Here is a 20,423-nt window from a genome sequence, read left to right as displayed (position 1 = left end):
GTTGTATTGAATTGCTTCAAATGCATAAATATTTATGCATTTGAAGCAATTTGTACTATTTTTACAATCCTTTTTTCTTGAAAAAGAAACATCCAGATTATTCAACACATCAATAAAATACGCAAAGTATTTTATTGATTAACTCATTGGTACTACTATTAGCTTGTTCTAAAGTTTCATGAGCCAAAAGAAGTAAATGTCCGTGAATGTTTTATAACCTTAGAGTAATTTATTCTTTTGGCAAATAGTTAATAATAAAAACATAGGTGATTAGCACCTATATAAGTAAGTGAGGTAAATATTTTATGTCAACTCAAATGATGTCTGATTTGCTTGTGGATCTATCCACAGAACAACAACAGCTTCTAGCTGGTGGACAAAGAACAAGTGAACCCATTGACGATGAAACAGATGATAATGAACCTTCTGATTCTGGTACTCGGAGTCGTCGCCCTCGATACTTTATTCGTGGTATTGTTAGGCTAGAAAGAGTTCGTTAAACTTTGCAATTAGCGAGGGACATAGAAGCTAATTTAACTCACTCAAGATAAATTAAATTTTGAGAAAGAGTTTGATTTGTCTCTTATTTTCCCTTAAGGCATGAAATAGCCTAGAGATAATAAAGGTAGCTGCTCTTAGCATCTACCTTTCTGCTAGCTCCTTGTTTGAGATAAAAGTTTCGATTAATTAATGAGTACAGCTTTTGCTTGATAAATCAAGGCACTGGGCATTCTTTTGCACTCTACAAAAGTGAGGCGAAGAATTATGTCAAATCAAATTATCACGTCTGATTTGCTTGTAATTGAAAGTGAATGCTGGCAGCAGAAAGTAAAAAATAAGTGAGATTATTTGTTGCATTTGGAAAAACTTTTATTCAATTTATTACTGAATTTTAAATCAGTCTAAATAAGTAAATTTAGATAGTCAACTTATAAGTTCATCTCTAACTTTAGAATAATTGAATCTTCAAAAAAACGGCTAAGAATAGAAGCATAGGTATTACCCACCTATATACGTAAATTGAGGCTAACAATCATGTCAAATCTACTCATCGAATCTGATTTACTTGTGGAGTTATCCACAGAAGAACAGCAACTTCTAGATGGCGGTTATCACGGTGGACATCACGGTGGGCATCACGGTGGACATCACGGTGGGCATCACGGGGGACATCACTATAGACGTCACTATAGACGTTCACCGTCATGGTGGAGGTCATGGTGGTAGACACACCATCACTAATTTGGTAAAGCCAACTAACTGAGTAGTCCCGTAGTTAGAACTTTACAATTAACAAGGTGAAGAAAAAACTCAGATAACTCGCTCAATATAAATGAGGTTTTGAGAGAGTTTAGGCAGTCTCTTAGATTATCCTAAGTATGAAATTAACCGACCAGAGATAACAAAAGAAACTGCTTAATATAGCGCTAGCTTTTCTGTATTCTCTACCTCAAGCGCAGATAGTTTTGATTACTTGGCTAATACATTTTTAAGAGCATAATTCTGGCTATAGCCCTAATTTAGCACCCATAAGGTATTTTACCAGCATGGGTGCTACCTATTTATAACTACAAATATCCCTCTTCTGTCACTTTCCGAAAACATTTGCCTTTTCTAAAATCTAGAGCTTTTGTATAGCAAGCGATGTCTACTGCCAAAATAAGAGCCTACAAAAATTTTGGCAAAACTGGCAAAATCATTCATATATAAGCATTTAGCTGACAAGATGGTTTGGAATCTCAAACCCTTGATCCTAGGTGAAATACGTTAAAAAAACCTTACGATAAACCTGGAAGGAATTTTTAGGAATTATTGTTTTTGCCCAGCTTCGGAGAAATAGGAGTTTGTACATCAACTCACCCTCGTAAATTGGCGAAGGTATTGTACAAATTATGCCTCTAATTTTACCGAGTCTATTAACAGCGATCGCTCCAAAATCCAATCGAGTAAAATCGGATTGACTAACTCCGGCGCTTCATCCTAGGGACAATGCCCCACTCCCAAAGGGAATTAGAGATTGTTTTCCTAATACCCAGTCCCACCCATACTCGCTATTGGTTACTCATCTTCATCGGGTTCTAAATCCTCTGCTGTCAGTTCTTGATGGGGAATTGCGGCGATAATTGCATCTATTACTTTAGATACTGGTAATATCTCAATATTCAAGTCGGGAAATTTTGTCCCTTTGGGGACGATCGCTCGTTTAAATCCCAACTTAGCAGCTTCTTTCAATCGCAGTTCCATTTGGGAAACCGATCGCACTTGTCCGCCTAACCCAACTTCACCGATTAATACTGTACCGGGATCGACGATGCGATCGCGGAAACTGGCAACGATTGCGATCGCAATTCCCAAATCTACCGCCGGTTCTTCCACATTCAACCCGCCCGCAGATGCAACGTAGGAATCTAACTTGGACATGGGAATTCCCACCCGTTTTTCTAAGACGGCGAGAATTTGCACCAGACGGTTGTAATCTATACCAGTGGCAGCACGACGAGGGGAAGGGTAACTGGTGGGGCTAACCAAAGCTTGCAATTCCACAACGATGGGGCGAGTGCCTTCACAAGCAACAACAATGGCAGTACCAGGAGCAGGATCGTCACGGTTGCCTAAAAATAGCTCTGAGGGATTGGAGACTTCCCGCAATCCATCTGCAACCATTTCAAAGATGCCGATTTCGTGAGTTGCGCCAAAGCGGTTTTTAACCGTGCGTAATAACCGATGAGAGGCAAAGCGATCGCCTTCAAAATACAACACTGTATCTACTAAATGTTCTAAAACTTTTGGCCCAGCGATCGCTCCTTCTTTGGTAACGTGCCCCACAATGAGCATGGTGACATCTTCATGCTTCGCCACCTTCATCAATGCTGCTGTACATTCCCGTACCTGAGCCACCGAACCTGGTGCAGAAGTCAGCGCCGGAAAGAATACCGTTTGAATACTATCAATCACTGCCACGTTTGGCTTAAGAGAATCTATTTCCCGTAAAATTTCTTCTAAATCTGTTTCTGGTAATACATATAAATCTGCACCTATACTGTCAGGGTCTATGGGAAGTGTAGGATCTACTACTACTTCAGCCTTCTCCTCATTAACCAAACTTAGGGTTTTTGATACTCCTAAACGGGAAGCTCGTAATTTTACCTGCTGTCCCGATTCTTCACCAGTTACGTAAAGGATGCGATATTTCTGTGCTAATTGATTAGAGACTTGCAGCAATAAAGTAGATTTACCAATACCCGGATCACCACCAATCAGCACCATAGAGCCAGGGACAACCCCACCTCCAAGCACCCGATCTAATTCTCCATAACCAGACTCCCAGCGGGCAATTTGGCGATCCGTAATTTGATCGAATGTCAAAGAGGCTCGCGCTTTAGCTGGTTTATTGTGAGATTTGCCATTGCCTTGAGCGGATTGCCAACTACTTACCCCCCCTCGACTGGGTACATCTACTGAGGATTGAATAGAAATTTGTTCTTCTAGAGAGTTGTAAGTACCGCAAGCTGGACACTTACCAAACCACTGGGGCGATTCTGCTCCACATTCATTACAAGTGAAAAAGGTTTTTGGCTTTGCCATTCTTAAATCTTATTAAATAATCTTAATATTTACTTAATTCTTGAAAAAAACTAAAAACCAATAATAGTAGTATTTGGAGCTTTTTCCAAATCAATTGATGGAATGATATCTTAATATTATGGTATTAAAAATTAATCATGTAAATTTTTAGTCAAGGAGCGTTGAAAAACTTGGAAAGCCATAAAGAAAAAATCTTGGTGGTAGACGACGAGGCCAGCATTCGCCGGATTTTGGAAACGCGTCTTTCCATGATTGGCTACGATGTAGTGACGGCTGGCGATGGGGAAGAAGCTTTGGAAACTTTTCGCAAAACTGAGCCTGACCTGGTAGTTTTAGATGTAATGATGCCAAAGCTAGACGGCTATGGTGTATGTCAAGAATTACGAAAAGAATCAGATGTGCCCATTATTATGCTAACAGCCTTGGGTGATGTAGCTGATCGGATCACCGGGCTAGAATTGGGTGCTGATGACTACGTAGTTAAACCATTTTCCCCCAAGGAGCTAGAAGCCCGGATTCGCTCAGTGCTGCGGCGGGTAGATAAAAACGGTGCTTCTGGCATTCCCAGTTCTGGGGTAATCCATGTCGCTAATATTAAAATCGATACGAATAAGCGACAAGTCTACAAAGGCGATGAGCGAATTCGATTGACGGGTATGGAATTCAGCTTGTTAGAGTTGTTAGTCAGTCGCTCTGGAGAAGCTTTTTCCCGTTCGGAAATTTTGCAGGAAGTTTGGGGTTATACACCAGAACGTCATGTGGATACCCGCGTAGTAGATGTGCATATATCCCGTTTGCGGGCAAAGTTAGAAGACGATCCCAGTAACCCGGAATTGATTCTTACAGCGCGGGGTACTGGTTATCTTTTCCAGCGGATTATTGAACCAGGGGAGGAGTGAGGAGATGAGGCAGGGGGCAGGGAGCAGGGGGAGCAGGGGAAGTAAGGGAGGCAGGGGGAGAAGAACTTTAATTATTGTCCAATGCTCAATGCCCAATGCCCAATGCCCAATGCCCAATGACTAATGACTAATGACTAAACCTGATCCTAATCGAGTTTTGCGGCGTCTACCCATTGTTGTGGGTGGGCTAGGCGCTGTACTTTTATTGATTAACCGTTTATTGACACCGGAATTAACCCAGTCTCAATCGCGTGGTGATGTAGTGGGCGTGATTTTGAGTGCGGTGTTAATTTTGACGGGTTTAATTTGGCAGCAAGTTCAACCGCGATCGCCTGATACTGTAGAACTAATTGGAGAAGAAGGTTTTGTATTAGCAGCAGATTTACCAGATACAGTGAAAACAGAGCTAGCGTGGGCATCTCATTTATTGTTAACTAATACAGTCACGCGATCGCTTGTGGTTTTTTATCAAGGTAAAGTTTTGTTGCGTCGCGGTATTCTGGGTACTAAATCTGAAGTTGTACCAGGAGTAATCTTAAAACAGGTACTCGAAAAACAAAAACCGATTTATCTAGTGGCTCTAAAAATATATCCAGGTAGGTTTGAATTTGATTATTTACCAGAAAATACTCAAGGTGTAATTTGTCAACCTATTGGCAACCAAGGTGCGCTAATTTTGGCAGCGAATGCTCCTCGTAGTTACACCAAACAAGATGAAAACTGGATTGCGGGAATTGCTGATAAATTAGCTGTTACTCTTAGCTCAACTTTATAGTGATTCCCAGAAACATAAAATACACATCAAAACCTCACCCTTATAAAGCACAGCATTATAAGGGTGAGGTTAAGCTGTACCTCACTATACTAGGAAACACAAACACTTGTAGAGACGGCGATTTATCGCGTCTTAAAAACCCACGATTTTGTACAAGTAACGCTTAACTGAATCGTATTGATATATAAAACTCCTATTTGATTTTTGAAAAAACACCGTACAACTAAAAAAGCCTTCTTGCCTACCCACGCAAGTAAGTTCAAAAATCAAAGCGGATTCCTATAGTTAATTACGAATTACGTTAGCGCAGCGGTAGCTACAAGTCCGCGTTCCTTACTCTTAAGCAAGCTACGCGCAGCGTCTTGTAGAGAGTGTCATTACGAATTACGAATTACGAATTATTTAAGTCACCAAGAAGTCAAAAAATTCCACCCTTCTTTTTCTTCTGGTGTCTTTTCTTCTTTTTCTTCCTTTTCTTCCGGTTCTTCGGATGTCTTTAAATTTGTCTGTTGAATTAAGTTATTATATTCTCCTGAATCAACCCATTTTAATAACTCCCCAGCTCGCATAACTACCCAGGAAAGACTTGATTCTGTATAGCTTAATATTTTGGTGACTTTATCAACATTATCAAAGCTATTAGATGCAAATTCACGAGCTTGCACAAGGAAATCTTCAATTACAGCAGTAGTCAAGTACTCATCTGGTAAACCTGCGAGTTTCATTAGTGTAGTAGTTGCTACATCAATATCTTGACAAGCTAATAAAGCAGCACGATCAGCAGTAAATCTAGCCATCATCCGCCAATTATACAAACCTAGTTCCATTCCACCAGCGACTAAGCCACCTACCCCCAGTGTGCCACTGCTCAACAAATTTTTTAAAGCTGGCATAACAATTGCCATTTGATGATAAACCATGTGCTGACTCTTGATGCGAGCGATTTCGTGTCCGAAAATGTAAAGCAACTCATCCGAGCCAAGCCACTCCATTGCATCTAAATTTATACCGACAAGGGATTTTTCCACCCCAACGATGTAAGTTTCAATATGACCTGTGCCTCGAAACAGATACAATTCAGGAAGTGGAGCAACATCAAGAATTTGGCAGGTTTCTACAAATGCTTGATGTAATTCGGGAAAATTACGGGGCGAAATTCTGATTTCACTACCAAGGCTTTGCAGTCTGAGTAAGCGATCAATGCCGTATTCGTTAACTTTTTTGAGTAGCAAGGAGACACCGGGCATATTTTGCAAAGAAGCCAGGGCTTTGCGATCAAAGGGGTGTTCGTAGGCTTCTGAACTCAGTCCAGTTAATATTTTTCTCGTCATGGGGTTTGAGCTTTTAAATAGCAGTTTAGAAGTATTAGGCAAAGTTGTAACACTATGCACTAAGCATTTGTCGGTATCTTGCCAAGATAGAATATACAGTAAGTGCCTACCTGACTTTTCACGTCATGTGGAAAAGCCCATGAAAGACCTAACCCCCTAGCCCCCTTCCCGTGTCGGGAAGGGGGAAAATTCAAAGTATCTCTCCTTGTAGGAGAGAGATTTAGAAAGAGGTTTTCCAGATCCCGTGAAAAGTCAGAAGTGCCTACAGATGTGCGCCCCTACTGGGAAATTTGGAAATTTACAATTGATCTATGCAAATTATTTATTGGTTATTAGTTGCTGTAATGGTTGTGGGTATTATTGGTGCTGTAGTTCCAGCCATTCCCGGTAGCAGCTTAATTTTAATTGCAATTATCGTTTGGGGAATCGTTAGTAGTTCCTTTGCAGCTATCAAGATTCCCCTAATTGTGACAATTGTCGTTTTATTCCTCAGTGTTGGAGTGGATTTTTTAGCTAGCTATGTGGGAGCAAAACAAGCTGGAGCTAGTAAGTGGGGGCAAATTGGCGCAATTGTTGGTTTGGTGGTGGGATTTTTGGGACTGTTACCAACTTTGCCTTTTGGGGGGCCACTATTAGGAATTTTACTAGGCCCACTTTTGGGAGCAATTATTGGTGAGTATCTTTACCGTCGTGAATTTGGGTTGGCGGTTAAAGCAGGTATAGGAATTGTAGTCGGATCTTTGATTGGAAATTTGATTCAAGGGTTGTTAGCGATCGCAGCAGTTGTAGTTTTCGTTGTGACAACTTGGCCACAGGTATTTGGTTCTTAACATTTCAAAGGTCTGACACCTTTGAAAACAGCGGTAATAGTTAGCACTTAGCTAAGTGTTACAAATATTCAATTTGAGACAAAGACTATCCATACTAAATAGGACTTACGCAAACAATAGCCAAAACCCTGATTTGACGGTAGGGGCAATTCATGAATTGCCCCTACCGTATGTAGTTTTGCGTAAGTCCTACTAAATAAATGCAGCGGTTCCTTTCATTTATTCTCCGAGACGAACCGTTTTACGAAAGATTAGTAAATGAAAACAATAGATACACTTCATACTCGATTTATCTCAAAAATAGTTGAGCAACTTAAAGTATTAAAAAGCACTTTGACCTTATTATACGTAAATTGCTTTTCTTCAAGTCAGAGCTATTGCCAACAATTTAAAGCTTTTTAAATGAAAGATATACAAAGCACAGATATATAAGGAATTAAGATTTCATGAAGGATAGTAATGCGTTGAAGATGTGATGAAGACCACTCAGTAAATATTGCAGGCTCTAAGTCTATGTGATTTTATGGAGATAAGAAATGCATTACGCAATTTTTGCTTTCACTGACAGTATTTTTCAAAAATTACTGAGATTAAAAGTAAAGAAATTACTCTGACTTACGGTTATTACTAGGAGCCTCAAACAACAATGATTGGTTTTAAATCTACATTACTAAATGCAACTTTAGCTATTACTGCTGCACTTCCCTTCGCTACTGTTGGGTTGTTTACCTCTGCTGGTTCTGCACAAGCTGCTGCACTCATTGGTGAGATTCAGTTTAAGGGTGGCTTTACTGCTCCCTCTGGTGGTAGCCAAATCACATTTTCTCAAGATGCGCTAACTTTTACTCCTCAGCCAATCACTCCAATTGGAATTGATTCTACAACAGGAAACTTTTCAGCGTTTAACTCAGGTAACATAGGTAACATTATCTCATTTTCATCAAAAGTTGCAGATAATCCATTTATTGATTTTGGCTATCTTACTTATCCTGGTTTCATTTTACCTGGAACAGATACTAGTTCAATAACAGATGGATTGAATACTTTTACTTTGACATCTTCTAGCTACAAGCTAAATGAAAGTGGTCTTAACGTTGGTATAGATGTTGCACTTTTCGGATTCTTTACCAGTGCAACTGGGGAAATATCTAATGGAGGAGGAAACTTAACTTTCCAAGTCAACAATACGAGTGTTGCTAGCCTAAATACAATACTCACTGGTGGTGGTTCAATTAGTAATTTAAGTTTTTCTGGTGGTACATTTGCCACTGTTCCTGAACCAGCGGCTTTATTAGGCTTGGGTGCAGTAGGTGGAGTAATGGTTATGTCTCGCCGCCGCAAAAGTTTCGTTAAATAGACCTATCCTGAATATAAAAAAGTTACTTTTAGCAACTAAAAGTAACTCTAATTTATCGATTCGATCTGGTTGGAATGCAAAATTTACCAACCAGGTCGAATTTATTTATACTGTCGGATAAACCTATATTAAAGGTGAATTTTCTTAACCTGAAATAGACTTAAACTGATTGCAAAGAATTTTTGGCTTCAAGTGCGATCGCATCTACTTCATCATTAGCCAAAGTTTCTAAGATAGATTTGGCTTCTGCATTACCCAAACGAGCCAAGGCTTGTACAAGTCTATAACGAATTTGCCAATCTGGATTGGTAGCATAGGGAGCCAACAGCGGAACTGCTTGTATATCTCCCAAGTCCCCCAAAGAACTAATAGCAGCAGTTTGGACTAATTCGTTTTCTGATGAGAGTGCCTCTTTGAGTAGTTCAAAAGCTCGTGGATCGCCTAACTCTCCTAATGTAGCAATGATACTGAATTGTATGAGCCATTCACTGGTTGTATGATAAAGTTGCTGCAAATCTTCAAAAGCTTCACGTAACTTCAGAGCGCCCAAACAGTCTGCTGCTGCTGCTTGTACATCTACTTCGGAGTCATTAAGCAAGCGATCGCGCAAGATATCCAAGGATAACTGTAAATCCTGCGTTCCCAGTGTATCCATTTGACTCACCGCTGAGTAACGGACACGGGAATTGCGATCGCCAATAGCACTTTGAATTAATTCAAAGCCAATGGCAGGTTCCAGTTGGCGAATTTGATTTACTGCACGTAAGCGATCGCCTAAATCCTCAGAACTGAGCAATTGCTTAACAGACTCCGGAGTAATACTCATTTAGTTATCCTTGATTTTCAAATGTATAAAAAACAGTCAAAAGTCAACAGTTAAGTGTTAAAAACTCTTGACAAATGACCAATGACTAATGACTAATGACTAATGACAACTGACTAATCTTGACTAGCAGCCATAGCCCGAATAATATCACCACGAGTGAGGATACCAATCACTTGACCCGTGCCCTCAAGTACTGGCAAGCGGTGAACGCTGCGATCGTGCATGATTGTAGCTGCTTCTTTTAAAGTTTTATCAGGGGAAATAGCGATCGGGTTTTTACTCATCACCTCCCCAACAGTTTGCCCTAGTGCCTTGTGCAAATCACGTTCATAGGTAGCAGGGTTTTTTAAATAGATAACACTATCAAGAAACATAATGTACGCCGGTGGAGTAACACCAGTTTCTTGCCACATCAAATCGGTTTCTGAGATAATACCAACCAATTTCCCGACATCATCCACAACAGGTAGCCCGCTGATGTGGCGTTCTGCGAGAATTTGGATAGCTTCCTTTAGTGGAGTTTCCGCGTGGACGACAATCGGATCGCGGCTCATCACATCGGCAACGGTTTTAGGCATTTATTTACTGATAACTTTAATCAAAGTCCCTGCGCCTATTGTAGAAAATTGCGGGACTCAACCTGATGCAATTAATAGATTGTTACGGGATTAGTCATTAGTCATTGGTCATTGATTATTTTTTGTTCCCCCAGTCCCCAGTCCCTAGTCCCTAGTCCCTTTTAAGACAGCAATAATTTGAGTATTTGCTTTCGGAAAAGTAAACTGCTCCAGTTCTTCCAAAGTTACCCAGCGAATTTCGTCGGATTCCAAAGGTTGGGGAACACCTGTAAGATGGCGGCAGTGATGTACTGTGAGGGTAACACGCAAGTTTGTATAGCTGTGGTCAATAGTAATCAGATGCTCTCCCACTTCAATTACTATTCCCAGTTCTTCAGAAATTTCCCGTTGAATACATTCTTGGATAGTTTCACCAGGCTCAATTTTACCACCAGGAAATTCCCACAAACCACCCATCGCTCCCTCTGGACGACGGCGATCAATTAAAATTTGCTTTTGGTCATTCCAAATTACTGCAACACCAATAATTTTGTGGGGTGGGAAAGAACTGGTTTCACTCATAGTTGATTGGGTAAATTGGGAGTGGGGAGTAGAGGAAGAATTCCTGAATCTTGACTAATAACAAAACTCGGCAGACTAGTTGTAACTCTGCCGAGTTTAGATTTATTGCGAAGTTAGTCTACTGCTGTTAGTTTATCCACAAATGTATCTTAATCATTTATAAACTCCGCGTTAGCCTCTGCATTCCTACCCTGTAGGAAGGCGTTCGCCTAGCGTCTCGTAGAGAAGCGCCTATGGTTTAAACTTCAACCTCAATTTGTAACTATTTTGGATATTAAAAAAATTAGTTGATGCATGATTGGGAATTAGCGGCGAAGATTTCACAGAGGCTTATTTTCAATTCCTATCGCCGCGATTGTGATGAGCTATACAGCCCAATAATATTAAATAAATTTCCCAAATTTTACATTTCTAGTCAATTTCGCTGTTGTTGGTTTCAGCCCCTTGTAGGGCGATTTCAAAATTCATTCTCTGTTCAGCGTTACGTAAGAAATAACCACTAATCATAGCAGAAGCCAGGAGCCGACCTAGACTTTCCCGACTGGTGCTTACGGTGATGCCAAAGTGTTCTGAAGGTAAATTACCCAATAGTCCTGTAATATTCCGTTCCATCACCTGAAAGACTTCGGCAGATGTGGGTTTAGATAGCTGGGTAACTGTCTCTGGACTCAACGATTTAACGTACTGCCATAGTAAATCGTTAGTTTCTGATTCGCTATTAAAAAACTCTGAGACACGATTGGATGGGTTACTCATTTTTTAGCTCCTTAACTACCACTACTGGCTGCGGTGCTTGTGATTTGAATATTAAATGCCTGTTTTGGATTTGACTTAGTTATTTTGTCTTCCTGTCAACTAATGTAACAGCCTAGCTTAAGAGTGGAAGTAGGTGTAACCGTACCAAAGTCAGCGTATTTTCTCACCCATCTGTCATTAGTGATTGGTCACTCGTCCTTTGTAAATAACTAATAACAAAGGACTAATGACTAATGACTAACTTGCCAAATATTCATCCATGTTGGCTTTAGATTTGCGAAGTTTGGTTAAGGCTTCGCGCTCAATTTGCCTAACTCGTTCTCGGCTGATGTTTAGTATTTCGCCAATTCTAGCCAGAGTAAGCGCTTGCCCATCAGTTAAGCCAAAGCGTAGCGTGATTACTTCCCTTTGTTGTGGCGTGAGATCACCCATCAGGCGGTCTAAGTCATAAGATAGGGAAGATTGCATGACAAACTCTTCGGGAGATGCTCCTGGATCTTCCAGCATTTCTCCAAGTTCGGTGTCGTAGTTATCACCCAGCCGCAAATCCAAGGAAAGGGGCAAACGTGCTTTTTCTAGATACTCTCGGACTTGTTTGGGGGTCAATTCCAATTCTTCAGCTAGCTCACCAGCTGTAGGAGCGCGTCCTAATTTTTGAGACAATTGACGCTGTGCTTTTTTAATCTTATTTAATTTTTCAGTAATATGGATCGGCAGCCGAATGGTGCGGGCTTTTTCGGCAATCGCACGAGTTATAGCTTGCCGAATCCACCAATAGGCATAAGTAGAAAATCTATACCCTTTGGTAGGGTCAAACTTTTCTACACCCCGTTGCATACCAATACTACCTTCTTGGATCAAGTCCAGTAAATCGACGTTGCGCTTGATGTATTTTTTAGCAACGGACACTACCAGCCGCAAATTGGCTTCTACCATCTTGCGCTTGGCAATTTCGCCATCTGCGATCGCTTCGTTCAATTCTGTTGGTTCTAGGTTTGTCGCTTTGGCCCACTCTTCTAGAGTCGGTTGACGGTCTAGCTGGGTGGCAAGACTTTCCCTTGATTCGTGCAAAGCGCAAGAACGTTGCACTTGTTTACCATAGAAAATCTCTTCCTCGTGGGTTAAGAGTGGCACACGGCCAATCTCACGCAGGTAAGTCCGCACGAGGTCTGTGGCTGTCTGAGCGGTCTTCATGGCGCTACTCTTTGGTAATGATGGGGTTGGCGGTAGGGTCATTAACGGATAGATGCTTTATTTATTAGGGTGCTACCCAGTCTGACTGGGAACCCATGCTATGGTTTGCAACTTACGCGCCCGAGAAACTCGGCTGCTCATAATAATCAAATTTAGGCTTCTTAACTGCTAAAACTACAGTTATTTCCTATTTTTCACAAGTATCTACAGTTAGATAAAAGGTCGCTTTTTAAACATTTTTCTATGGGAGCCTTGTTAATAATTGTAACATTTATGAGAATGTTTTGGCTAGATGGCGACATTAAATTTCCTGGTTGTTCCAGTTCATGCAACGTGGCCCTCTATCTTAAGGCTGACTAAAAGTCAATTTAAGAAATTATCTAGTTAAAATAATTTTCCTCATATTTGTTAAAGTATCTCAATGAGAACTATAGTCATTCTCTTATAACAATTACTTAATTTTCTTGGGACTGGGGACTGGGGACTGGTGATTGGGGACTGGTGATTGGGTACTGAGTATTTGAAAAACTTTGTTCTAGTCCCTAGTCCCTAGTCCCCAGTCCCTAGTCCCCAATCCCTAGTCCCTCACAATCGCGCAGTACTCTTGAATGGTTTTTACGTCCAAAGTCGTATTTTGTAAGGAACGGATGGCGGCGACGGTAGCTTTTGCACCCGCAATGGTAGTAATGATGGGAATTTTATAAGCTAAGGCTGTGCGGCGGATTAACCTAGCATCAGTCTGAGCTTCTTCCCCGGAAGGTGTGTTGATAATAAGTTGGATTTTTTGGTTTTTGATTGCATCTAAGACGTGGGGACGACCTTCATGGAGTTTTAAGACTAATTCAATATTTAGCCCCTGTTCCAGAAGAACTCGGCGTGTACCAAGGGTAGCCATCACTGTAAAGCCCAAATCGATAAATTCCTTCACCACACCACTTGCAGCAGCTTTATCGCGATCGCTCATTGATACAAATACAGTTCCCGTCAGTGGTAAACGCTCCCCAGCACCCAATTCCGCTTTGGCAAAGGCCCGGCCAAAGTCGCTATCAATCCCCATCACCTCACCAGTGGATCTCATTTCTGGGCCCAATATTGTATCAGTTCCTGGGAATTTATTAAAGGGTAATACAGCTTCTTTTACTGCAATATGTGTGGGGATGATTTCTTCTGTGAAATTTAGCTCCTCTAAGGTTTTCCCCGACATGATTAAGGATGCTAATTTTGCTAACTGTACGCCCGTTGCTTTAGATACAAAAGGCACTGTGCGTGATGCACGGGGATTAGCTTCCAGAATGTAAACTTGGGGAGAATAGCTGCTTGCGCCGATAACGGCAAATTGGATATTCATCAACCCCACGACTGACAAAGCTTGCGCTAGCTGCACTGTCCACGTGCGAATTTGATTGAGAACTGCTGGTGATAGGGAAATGGAAGGTAAGGAACAAGCAGAATCTCCTGAGTGAATTCCTGCTTGCTCGATGTGTTCCATGATGCCACCAATCACTACCCGTCCTGTATGATCGGCGATCGCATCTACATCGACTTCAATCGCGTTTTCCAAAAACTTATCAATCAAAATCGGATGTTCTGGTTCTATGAGTACCGCAAAGCTCATGTAGCGTTCCAACTCAGCATCAGAATAAACGATTTCCATCGCCCGTCCTCCCAACACATAGCTAGGACGCACCACCACCGGATAGCCAATGCGTTTAGCAACAATCAGTGCATCTTCGTAACTTCGCGCAATACCATTAGGCGGTTGGGCAATATTTAACTGTTGGAGAATCTTTTCAAACCGTTCCCGGTTTTCCGCCATGTCGATGGAATCTGGCGATGTACCCCAAATTTTAGTCAGGAGTCCAGAAGTGTTATTGGTAAGAAACTCTTGTAATGGGATAGCCAACTTTAGCGGTGTTTGTCCGCCAAACTGGATAATTACCCCAACTGGATTTTCAGTTTCGATGATGTTAAGGACATCTTCTTTTGTTAAAGGCTCAAAGTAAAGGCGATCGCTAGTATCGTAATCTGTCGAAACTGTCTCTGGGTTCGAGTTGACCATAATCGTCTCATACCCCGCATCCTTCAAGGCATAAGCGGCATGACAACAACAATAGTCAAACTCAATTCCCTGTCCAATGCGGTTGGGGCCACCACCCAAAATCAAGACTTTGGGCTTGGTTGCTGGCAAAACCTCTGTTTCTTGTTCGTAGGTAGAATAGTAGTAGGGCGTAAAGGCTTCAAACTCAGCGGCGCAGGTATCTACGGTTTTGTAAACTGGGATAATCCCTAGTGACTTGCGGTAAGCGCGAACTTCATCTTCGGTGGTTTTGGTGGCATAAGCAATTTGGCGATCGCTATATCCGTCCCGCTTCACTTCATAGAGTTGCTCTTTTGTCAATTGCTGTAAAGGTGTCCGCTTGAGGAATTTCTCGACATCTAGCAGTTGTTGCAATTTATCCAAGAACCATCGGTCAATACCAGTGAGTTCGTAGATTTCCTCAATGGTCATCCCTTGCTGCAAGGCATGACGCACGGCAAAAATGCGATCGGGGTTAGGTGTCCGCAGTTGGGCGCGGATTTGTTCACCACTGGGTAATTTTTCGGCTTTATCGCAACCCCAACCAGCGCGTCCTGTTTCTAGCGATCGCAGTGCCTTTTGAAAGGATTCGTTGAAAGTGCGCCCAATAGCCATTGCTTCCCCGACAGACTTCATTTGGGTTGTCAGCACTGGGTCAGAACCGGGGAACTTTTCAAAGGCGAAGCGGGGAATTTTTGTCACCACATAGTCAATTGTCGGCTCAAAGGATGCGGGAGTTTTCTTGGTGATGTCATTTTTAATTTCATCCAAGGTGTAGCCCACAGCTAGCTTTGCTGCCATTTTGGCGATGGGGAAACCCGTAGCTTTGGAAGATAAAGCCGAACTGCGGGAAACGCGGGGGTTCATCTCAATTACAACTACATCACCATTCAGCGGATTGACGGCAAACTGGATATTAGAACCGCCAGTTTCCACACCGATCTCGCGGATGATTTTAATTGCCATATCCCGCAGCCTTTGATATTCTTTATCAGTGAGGGTTTGCGCGGGAGCGACGGTAATTGAGTCCCCGGTGTGAATGCCCATAGGGTCAAGGTTTTCGATAGAACAGATAATCACCACGTTATCTGCCAAGTCACGCATCACTTCAAGCTCATATTCTTTCCAGCCGAGTAAAGACTGGTCAATCAGAATTTGCGAAACAGGGCTGGCATCTATACCTACCTGTGCCATTTCTTCAAATTCTTCTTGGTTATAGGCAATACCGCCGCCGCTTCCACCCATTGTGAAAGCTGGACGAATAATTAGGGGATAACTACCAATTTGGCGGGCAACAGCTTTGGCTTCTTCCAAAGTTTCGGCTGTGTCGCTGGGACACACAGCTACCCCAATCCTTGCCATTGCCTCACCAAAAAGTTTTCGATCTTCGGCTTTTTCGATGGCTGGTAGTTTAGCGCCGATTAACTCAACGCCGTATTTTTCCAACACCCCATTTTTGGCTAAAGCAACGGCGAGGTTGAGGGCGGTTTGCCCTCCCATCGTTGGTAGTAAAGCATCGGGGCGTTCTTTCTCGATGACTTTTTCGACCAATTCCGGTGTCAGCGGCTCAATGTAAGTGCGATCGGCCGTTTCCGGGTCGGTCATAATCGTTGCAGGGTTGGAGTTGACCAAAACCACTTCATAGCCTTCTTCTCGGAGCGCTTTGCAGGCTTGAGTGCCAGAGTAGTCAAACTCACAGGCTTGTCCAATCACAATTGGACCAGAGCCTAACAGTAGAATCTTCCGGAGGTCATCACGGCGGGGCATAGTCGTTGCCTTGGAGTACGAGAATACAAATCCTGATTATTTTAAGGGTCTTTACCCCCTGTCGTGCTTTTTATTATTAAGTTTTCTAAGTTTGATGACAAAGAGGGGAGTGGGGGAGAAGCAGGGGAGCAGGGGAGCAGGGGAGCAGGGGAGGCAGGGGGAGATGAGGGAGATGAAGGAGATGAGGGGGACAAGGGAGAATTATTGAACAACTTTCTTCCTTGTCTTTTCCCAATGACCCATGCCCAATGCCCAACAATTATTTTGTATTTCTAATTTTATTTAATTGTGATGCTCAAATTTTTAAAGCTTTTGCAAATATTTATTATTTAAGCTGATGATATTTTTCAACAACTGGTGATTTATTTTGGCATATATCTATTTACTTATTCAGCACAAATAGATTACTTAGATAAAAATCTATCTTAACTAGCTAATTGCTAAAGGTTTTCAATATTAAATATTATATAAATATGTTTACTTAGATTAAAAATGGCAGAGAAATAGGGATACCATTCTCTGCCACTTTTAATAATATTTTAAGAGTTGGTGCTGCCAACTTTTTCTTTCAGTCTAGGTAGAAAAATCTAGATTATGAGAGTTTTAGCTCTGAGCAGCTTGGACAAATCCTAAAGTTAAGCTGTCTTTGGCGAGGAAGTGGGACAAATGATATGCACGTTCCTCAGTTTTCAACAAAATCTTTTCGTACAGATAGCGTGTGCCCCGATCGCCTAAACTCTCTGCCTGAGCAGCTTGACGACGAATTACGCCAATGATTGCTTGTTCGGCAGCGAGGTCATTTTCCACCATTTGGCGAGAAGAATATACGCCTTCAGACTCTTGCTCAAAAACAGTTAATTCTGCTAATTTGCTGAAGGTAGCTACTGGCACACCACCCAATCCATCCAAACGTTCTCCAATTTCATGGATGTGGTCTTGTACTTGGTTGTAGCTTTCGTTAAAAAACTCATGCAGAGAGTAAAATTCTGAGCCTTCAACTACAAAATGATGCTTTTGGTACTGCAAGTACAGTGCCTGGAAACTAGCTAATATAACGTTGAATCCTTCTGTAACTGGAGCAGTTACGCTGTGATCCAGTAACACAGGATTGTCATATACATGACCAAAATTGCGTAACAAAGTTTGCGTTTCAGACATTGTGTTCCTCTCTTTTCAACAGTTATAGATTTTAACTGCTTATTTTTAACATATTAACATTTTAATAATAAGAGCAAGCCAATTTGCCATCACAAGATTTTGTATTTTTACTTACAAAAAGTCTCAAGTTTATTGTTTGCTGAATGATGACACACCCATGAAGTTGCATAAATATCTCATTAATATTGACATCCCAGTATAAATATGCATATTTTCCAACAGGAGCGGGGAGTGGTGAAGAAGCAAGGGAGCAGGGGTCAGGATGCAAGGGACAAGGGAGAGAATAAAAAATAAAAATTACCTCTTTCCCCTCTGCTCCCTGCTCCCTGCACCTCTGCTTCTTCCCCCTCTGAATATGGGATAGGTGTAAAAGTTTGATTTTTTTTCCAAAATTAATGAGAATTGTTTGCACTTAAGGTATGCTGGTTTTAAGAGGTTAGACTCCTAAGACTTTCAAAAAGCAGAAAGTTAAATCGCGGTAGTTACTGCAAGTTTGTTGCACTTTGAGGGCAATTTTCTTGAAATCGTTTAGTTCAGAATTAGAAAGCAACCACCTTGTAGAGGTGAATTGGGCAGACCGCTGGCAAGTCTATCAACGCCTAAAGGAGTTAGAAATTCCCTGTAGTTGTAAGGCTAACCAGCCATTAGAAGTTGAAATTGGCTCTCCTATGACAGCTGTTCAACTTTGGAGTGTGATCCGGCGATTAACAGCTTCCCGTCAAGACCAGATTTGGACTCTTGAGCGCTGCTGGAAAAACCGCTACTAACAGTTCTAATCTTTGGCTGCTGAGAATATCTCGCTTGATAGCTTGTATTAGTTAAAAGGAGGTTAAAAAATGGGTGCATCTCACAATATGGAAATATCACAATTTTGTCTTGAAGGCAGGTTTATAAATTTTGTTATTAAAGATGGCTATAAGCTGAAGGGTTTATTGCTGGGTACTCATGAGGGTGAATGTTACGTTAAACTCGCTAAACATTTACGGGCTGCTTTTGACTTGCGGCTACCAGCAGGTACTTGGCTACAAGTTGTTGGTTATAAAGAATACGATATAAAAAAAGACAAAGTTACACTGAAAGCTGAACGTGTGATGGCGGCGCGTTCTGACATGGCGGCTGTTCAAACCATCGCTGCACCACAAGAACCTCCATCAATTGATAATGTCAAGGTAAAACCAGCTAAGACTAAAGCCACGATTTTGGTGTGTCAAAAGTCTGATTGCATGAAACGCGGTGGTAAAGCAGTTTGTCAGGCGTTGGAGGCGGCTTTAAGCGATCGCGGTTTAGAAGACCAAGTTACAATCAAGGGCACTGGTTGTATGAAAAACTGTAAAGCTGGGCCAAACCTAGTTATGCCAGATAAAACGCGCCATAGCCGAATTCAAGCTGCACAAATCCCCGCACTGATGAATCAGCATTTTGGTGACAAGAGTTTATCAGCGCAGCCTGAGAATTTAAGGGAAGTGGCGGTATATAATAGCAAGCTTTGCTGATGTCAGTAGGTAAGGATGAATAAACTTGACTATGCAACAAAATGTAACTTCGTTGAAATCTTGGTGATTGCTTTTCGGCGAAACCCTTTGCGTAGCTTGCTTTTTTGCAGAAGTACGTTTCACTCGCAATGACATAGTTGTGGATTTTTCCACCCACCTACTTCGCGAAATCTTGACATTTCAATGAGAAAGCTTAATAATATCTTCTCAAGTGTGTTCCATTAATTAATACTCGGCATTAGACTTTTGCCCAGTATTTGCAAGAGTTTTAAATTAAGCGATCGCCTACGGTTTGTCATAAGCAAGACAAAGTAGTAGTTGCGATCGCTTAATATTTGTAGGCAATTGGGTTTAGCGATCGCCTACGGTTTGTCATAAGCAAGGCAAAGTAGTAGTTGCGTAGGCGTAGCCCGCCGCAGGCATCGCTTAATGTTTGTAGGCAATTGGGTTGAGCCGCCAGTCTCCCGAAGGCAAGTTAGCTCGGATTTTGCGCTTACCCGTTTGTCCGCCAGAGATTGAAATCTCAGGCTCATAGCGCAAGTCCACTCAAGTGGACTGAAACCCTTTTCTAGTTTTGTTTAGAAGACTTTAGGTGTAAGAGAGGGAATTGATTCTCAGGCGGTTGTTGGGACTTGTGGGTTTTCTGGCGGGTAGGTTGGAAATTACATGACCTAAGTCAGAGAAGACTGCAACAACTGTCGCATGGATGTAGCCTGCACATGGTCAGGGAAGATAGTTAAAAAGTCATTTAGGTCTTGGATAGCTGCATGGACACGCTCTAAGGATGCACCTTGAGATAAAACATAGCGATATAACTGCTCTGCTGGTTGATTATATTGAGCAGCTAAATAGTAAAGGGCTAAGTTAAAGGCATTATTCCAGTCTTTAGCATCTTTTTCGTAATCTTCTTTAGCAAGCTTGATGGCAAGCAGTAAATCAGCCCGTGCTTTATCTGGTTGGTTAAGAGCTAGGTAAGTTAAAGCGCGATTATACAATTTCCAATTACTGTCAGAATCTAAGTTAATAGCACGGTTGAAATCTACAAGAGCCTCATTATATAGCTTTAGCATTAGGTAAGTTTCACCGCGACATGCAATCGACCAGGATTTGGGGTTAAGTTCAATCGCACGGTCAAAATCTTCTAGGGCTTTTGCGTAACGCTTCATTGATTGGTAAGTTTGACCGCGACTTGCGATCGCCCAGTCATATTTGGGGTTAAGTTCAATGGCGCGGTCA

General features: G+C 41.8%; 18 protein-coding genes and 1 pseudogene. 8 read left to right on the top strand and 11 right to left on the bottom strand.

The window, feature by feature from the left end; all coding sequences use genetic code 11:
• Positions 1-305: 305 nt before the first annotated feature.
• Positions 306-500 carry a hypothetical protein gene (locus ABF638_RS29670; protein WP_435026459.1) on the top strand — a complete coding sequence of 65 codons (195 nt, stop codon included), beginning with the start codon at positions 306-308 and terminating at the stop codon, positions 498-500.
• Between the two features lie 535 nt (positions 501-1,035).
• Entirely contained in the window at positions 1,036-1,227 is a 192-nt protein-coding gene (locus ABF638_RS29665; protein ID WP_435026458.1) for a hypothetical protein, read from the top strand.
• 663 nt (positions 1,228-1,890) lie between these two features.
• Here ABF638_RS29665 and ABF638_RS29660 read toward each other — a convergent pair.
• Both ABF638_RS29660 and radA read right to left on the bottom strand, forming a co-directional pair.
• Positions 1,891-2,001 (bottom strand): annotated as a pseudogene (locus tag ABF638_RS29660) (alpha/beta fold hydrolase); the annotation flags it as partial.
• A gap of 57 nt (positions 2,002-2,058) precedes the next feature.
• The gene (gene radA / locus ABF638_RS29655; RefSeq protein ID WP_435026457.1) at positions 2,059-3,585 is read right to left on the bottom strand and encodes a DNA repair protein RadA; all 1,527 of its coding nucleotides are present in this window, start codon (positions 3,583-3,585) and stop codon (positions 2,059-2,061) included.
• A gap of 170 nt (positions 3,586-3,755) precedes the next feature.
• Between radA and rpaB the strand changes: the two genes are divergently transcribed.
• Both rpaB and ABF638_RS29645 read left to right on the top strand, forming a co-directional pair.
• Positions 3,756-4,484, top strand: coding sequence for a response regulator transcription factor RpaB (rpaB, locus tag ABF638_RS29650; protein WP_012412029.1), 729 nt, complete (start codon positions 3,756-3,758; stop codon positions 4,482-4,484).
• 130 nt (positions 4,485-4,614) lie between these two features.
• Positions 4,615-5,259, top strand: coding sequence for a cofactor assembly of complex C subunit B (locus ABF638_RS29645; RefSeq protein ID WP_435026456.1), 645 nt, complete (start codon positions 4,615-4,617; stop codon positions 5,257-5,259).
• A gap of 407 nt (positions 5,260-5,666) precedes the next feature.
• Here the strand turns inward: ABF638_RS29645 and ABF638_RS29640 are convergent, their stop codons facing one another.
• Positions 5,667-6,590, bottom strand: a complete 924-nt coding sequence (locus ABF638_RS29640) for a M48 family metallopeptidase (protein ID WP_435026454.1) — start codon at positions 6,588-6,590, stop codon at positions 5,667-5,669.
• 311 nt (positions 6,591-6,901) lie between these two features.
• Here ABF638_RS29640 and ABF638_RS29635 point away from each other — a divergent pair, with 311 nt between their 5' ends.
• A complete protein-coding gene (locus tag ABF638_RS29635; RefSeq protein WP_181927806.1) occupies positions 6,902-7,420 on the top strand; it encodes a DUF456 domain-containing protein in 519 nt (172 codons plus the stop codon).
• Between the two features lie 646 nt (positions 7,421-8,066).
• On the top strand, positions 8,067-8,777 hold the full coding sequence (locus tag ABF638_RS29630; RefSeq protein WP_435026453.1) for a PEP-CTERM sorting domain-containing protein: 711 nt from the start codon (positions 8,067-8,069) through the stop codon (positions 8,775-8,777).
• Between the two features lie 160 nt (positions 8,778-8,937).
• Here the strand turns inward: ABF638_RS29630 and nblB are convergent, their stop codons facing one another.
• The 7 genes from nblB to ABF638_RS29595 all read right to left on the bottom strand — a co-directional run bounded on the left by nblB (position 8,938) and on the right by ABF638_RS29595 (position 17,694).
• Positions 8,938-9,603 carry a phycobilisome degradation protein NblB gene (gene nblB, locus ABF638_RS29625; RefSeq protein WP_435026451.1) on the bottom strand — a complete coding sequence of 222 codons (666 nt, stop codon included), beginning with the start codon at positions 9,601-9,603 and terminating at the stop codon, positions 8,938-8,940.
• A 113-nt stretch (positions 9,604-9,716) separates the two neighbouring features.
• Complete coding sequence (locus ABF638_RS29620) at positions 9,717-10,181, bottom strand: CBS domain-containing protein (RefSeq protein ID WP_181927803.1); 465 nt, start codon at positions 10,179-10,181, stop codon at positions 9,717-9,719.
• A gap of 144 nt (positions 10,182-10,325) precedes the next feature.
• A complete protein-coding gene (gene mutT / locus ABF638_RS29615; RefSeq protein ID WP_435026450.1) occupies positions 10,326-10,742 on the bottom strand; it encodes an 8-oxo-dGTP diphosphatase MutT in 417 nt (138 codons plus the stop codon).
• 411 nt (positions 10,743-11,153) lie between these two features.
• Positions 11,154-11,498: a DUF760 domain-containing protein gene (locus ABF638_RS29610; RefSeq protein WP_420758129.1), complete on the bottom strand. Its 345-nt coding sequence runs from the start codon at positions 11,496-11,498 to the stop codon at positions 11,154-11,156.
• 237 nt (positions 11,499-11,735) lie between these two features.
• Positions 11,736-12,692, bottom strand: coding sequence for an RNA polymerase sigma factor, RpoD/SigA family (locus ABF638_RS29605; RefSeq protein ID WP_069073418.1), 957 nt, complete (start codon positions 12,690-12,692; stop codon positions 11,736-11,738).
• Positions 12,693-13,269: 577 nt separating this feature from the next.
• Positions 13,270-16,536, bottom strand: a complete 3,267-nt coding sequence (carB, locus tag ABF638_RS29600) for a carbamoyl-phosphate synthase large subunit (protein ID WP_435026449.1) — start codon at positions 16,534-16,536, stop codon at positions 13,270-13,272.
• Between the two features lie 603 nt (positions 16,537-17,139).
• Complete coding sequence (locus ABF638_RS29595; protein ID WP_069073416.1) at positions 17,140-17,694, bottom strand: Dps family protein; 555 nt, start codon at positions 17,692-17,694, stop codon at positions 17,140-17,142.
• A gap of 518 nt (positions 17,695-18,212) precedes the next feature.
• Between ABF638_RS29595 and ABF638_RS29590 the strand changes: the two genes are divergently transcribed.
• Positions 18,213-18,461, top strand: a complete 249-nt coding sequence (locus tag ABF638_RS29590) for an Asr1405/Asl0597 family protein (RefSeq protein ID WP_435026448.1) — start codon at positions 18,213-18,215, stop codon at positions 18,459-18,461.
• A gap of 69 nt (positions 18,462-18,530) precedes the next feature.
• A complete protein-coding gene (locus tag ABF638_RS29585; protein WP_435026447.1) occupies positions 18,531-19,187 on the top strand; it encodes a (2Fe-2S) ferredoxin domain-containing protein in 657 nt (218 codons plus the stop codon).
• Positions 19,188-19,858: 671 nt separating this feature from the next.
• Here the strand turns inward: ABF638_RS29585 and ABF638_RS29580 are convergent.
• Positions 19,859-20,423, bottom strand: a 565-nt coding sequence (locus tag ABF638_RS29580; protein ID WP_435026446.1) for a tetratricopeptide repeat protein, incomplete at its 5' end; no start/stop codon positions are given.

This window comes from Nostoc sp. CALU 1950 (assembly GCF_051172895.1).
Lineage (GTDB): Bacteria > Cyanobacteriota > Cyanobacteriia > Cyanobacteriales > Nostocaceae > Nostoc > Nostoc edaphicum_A.
Note: the sequence above shows the minus strand (reverse complement) of the source record. Positions and strands in the feature narration are given on the sequence as shown.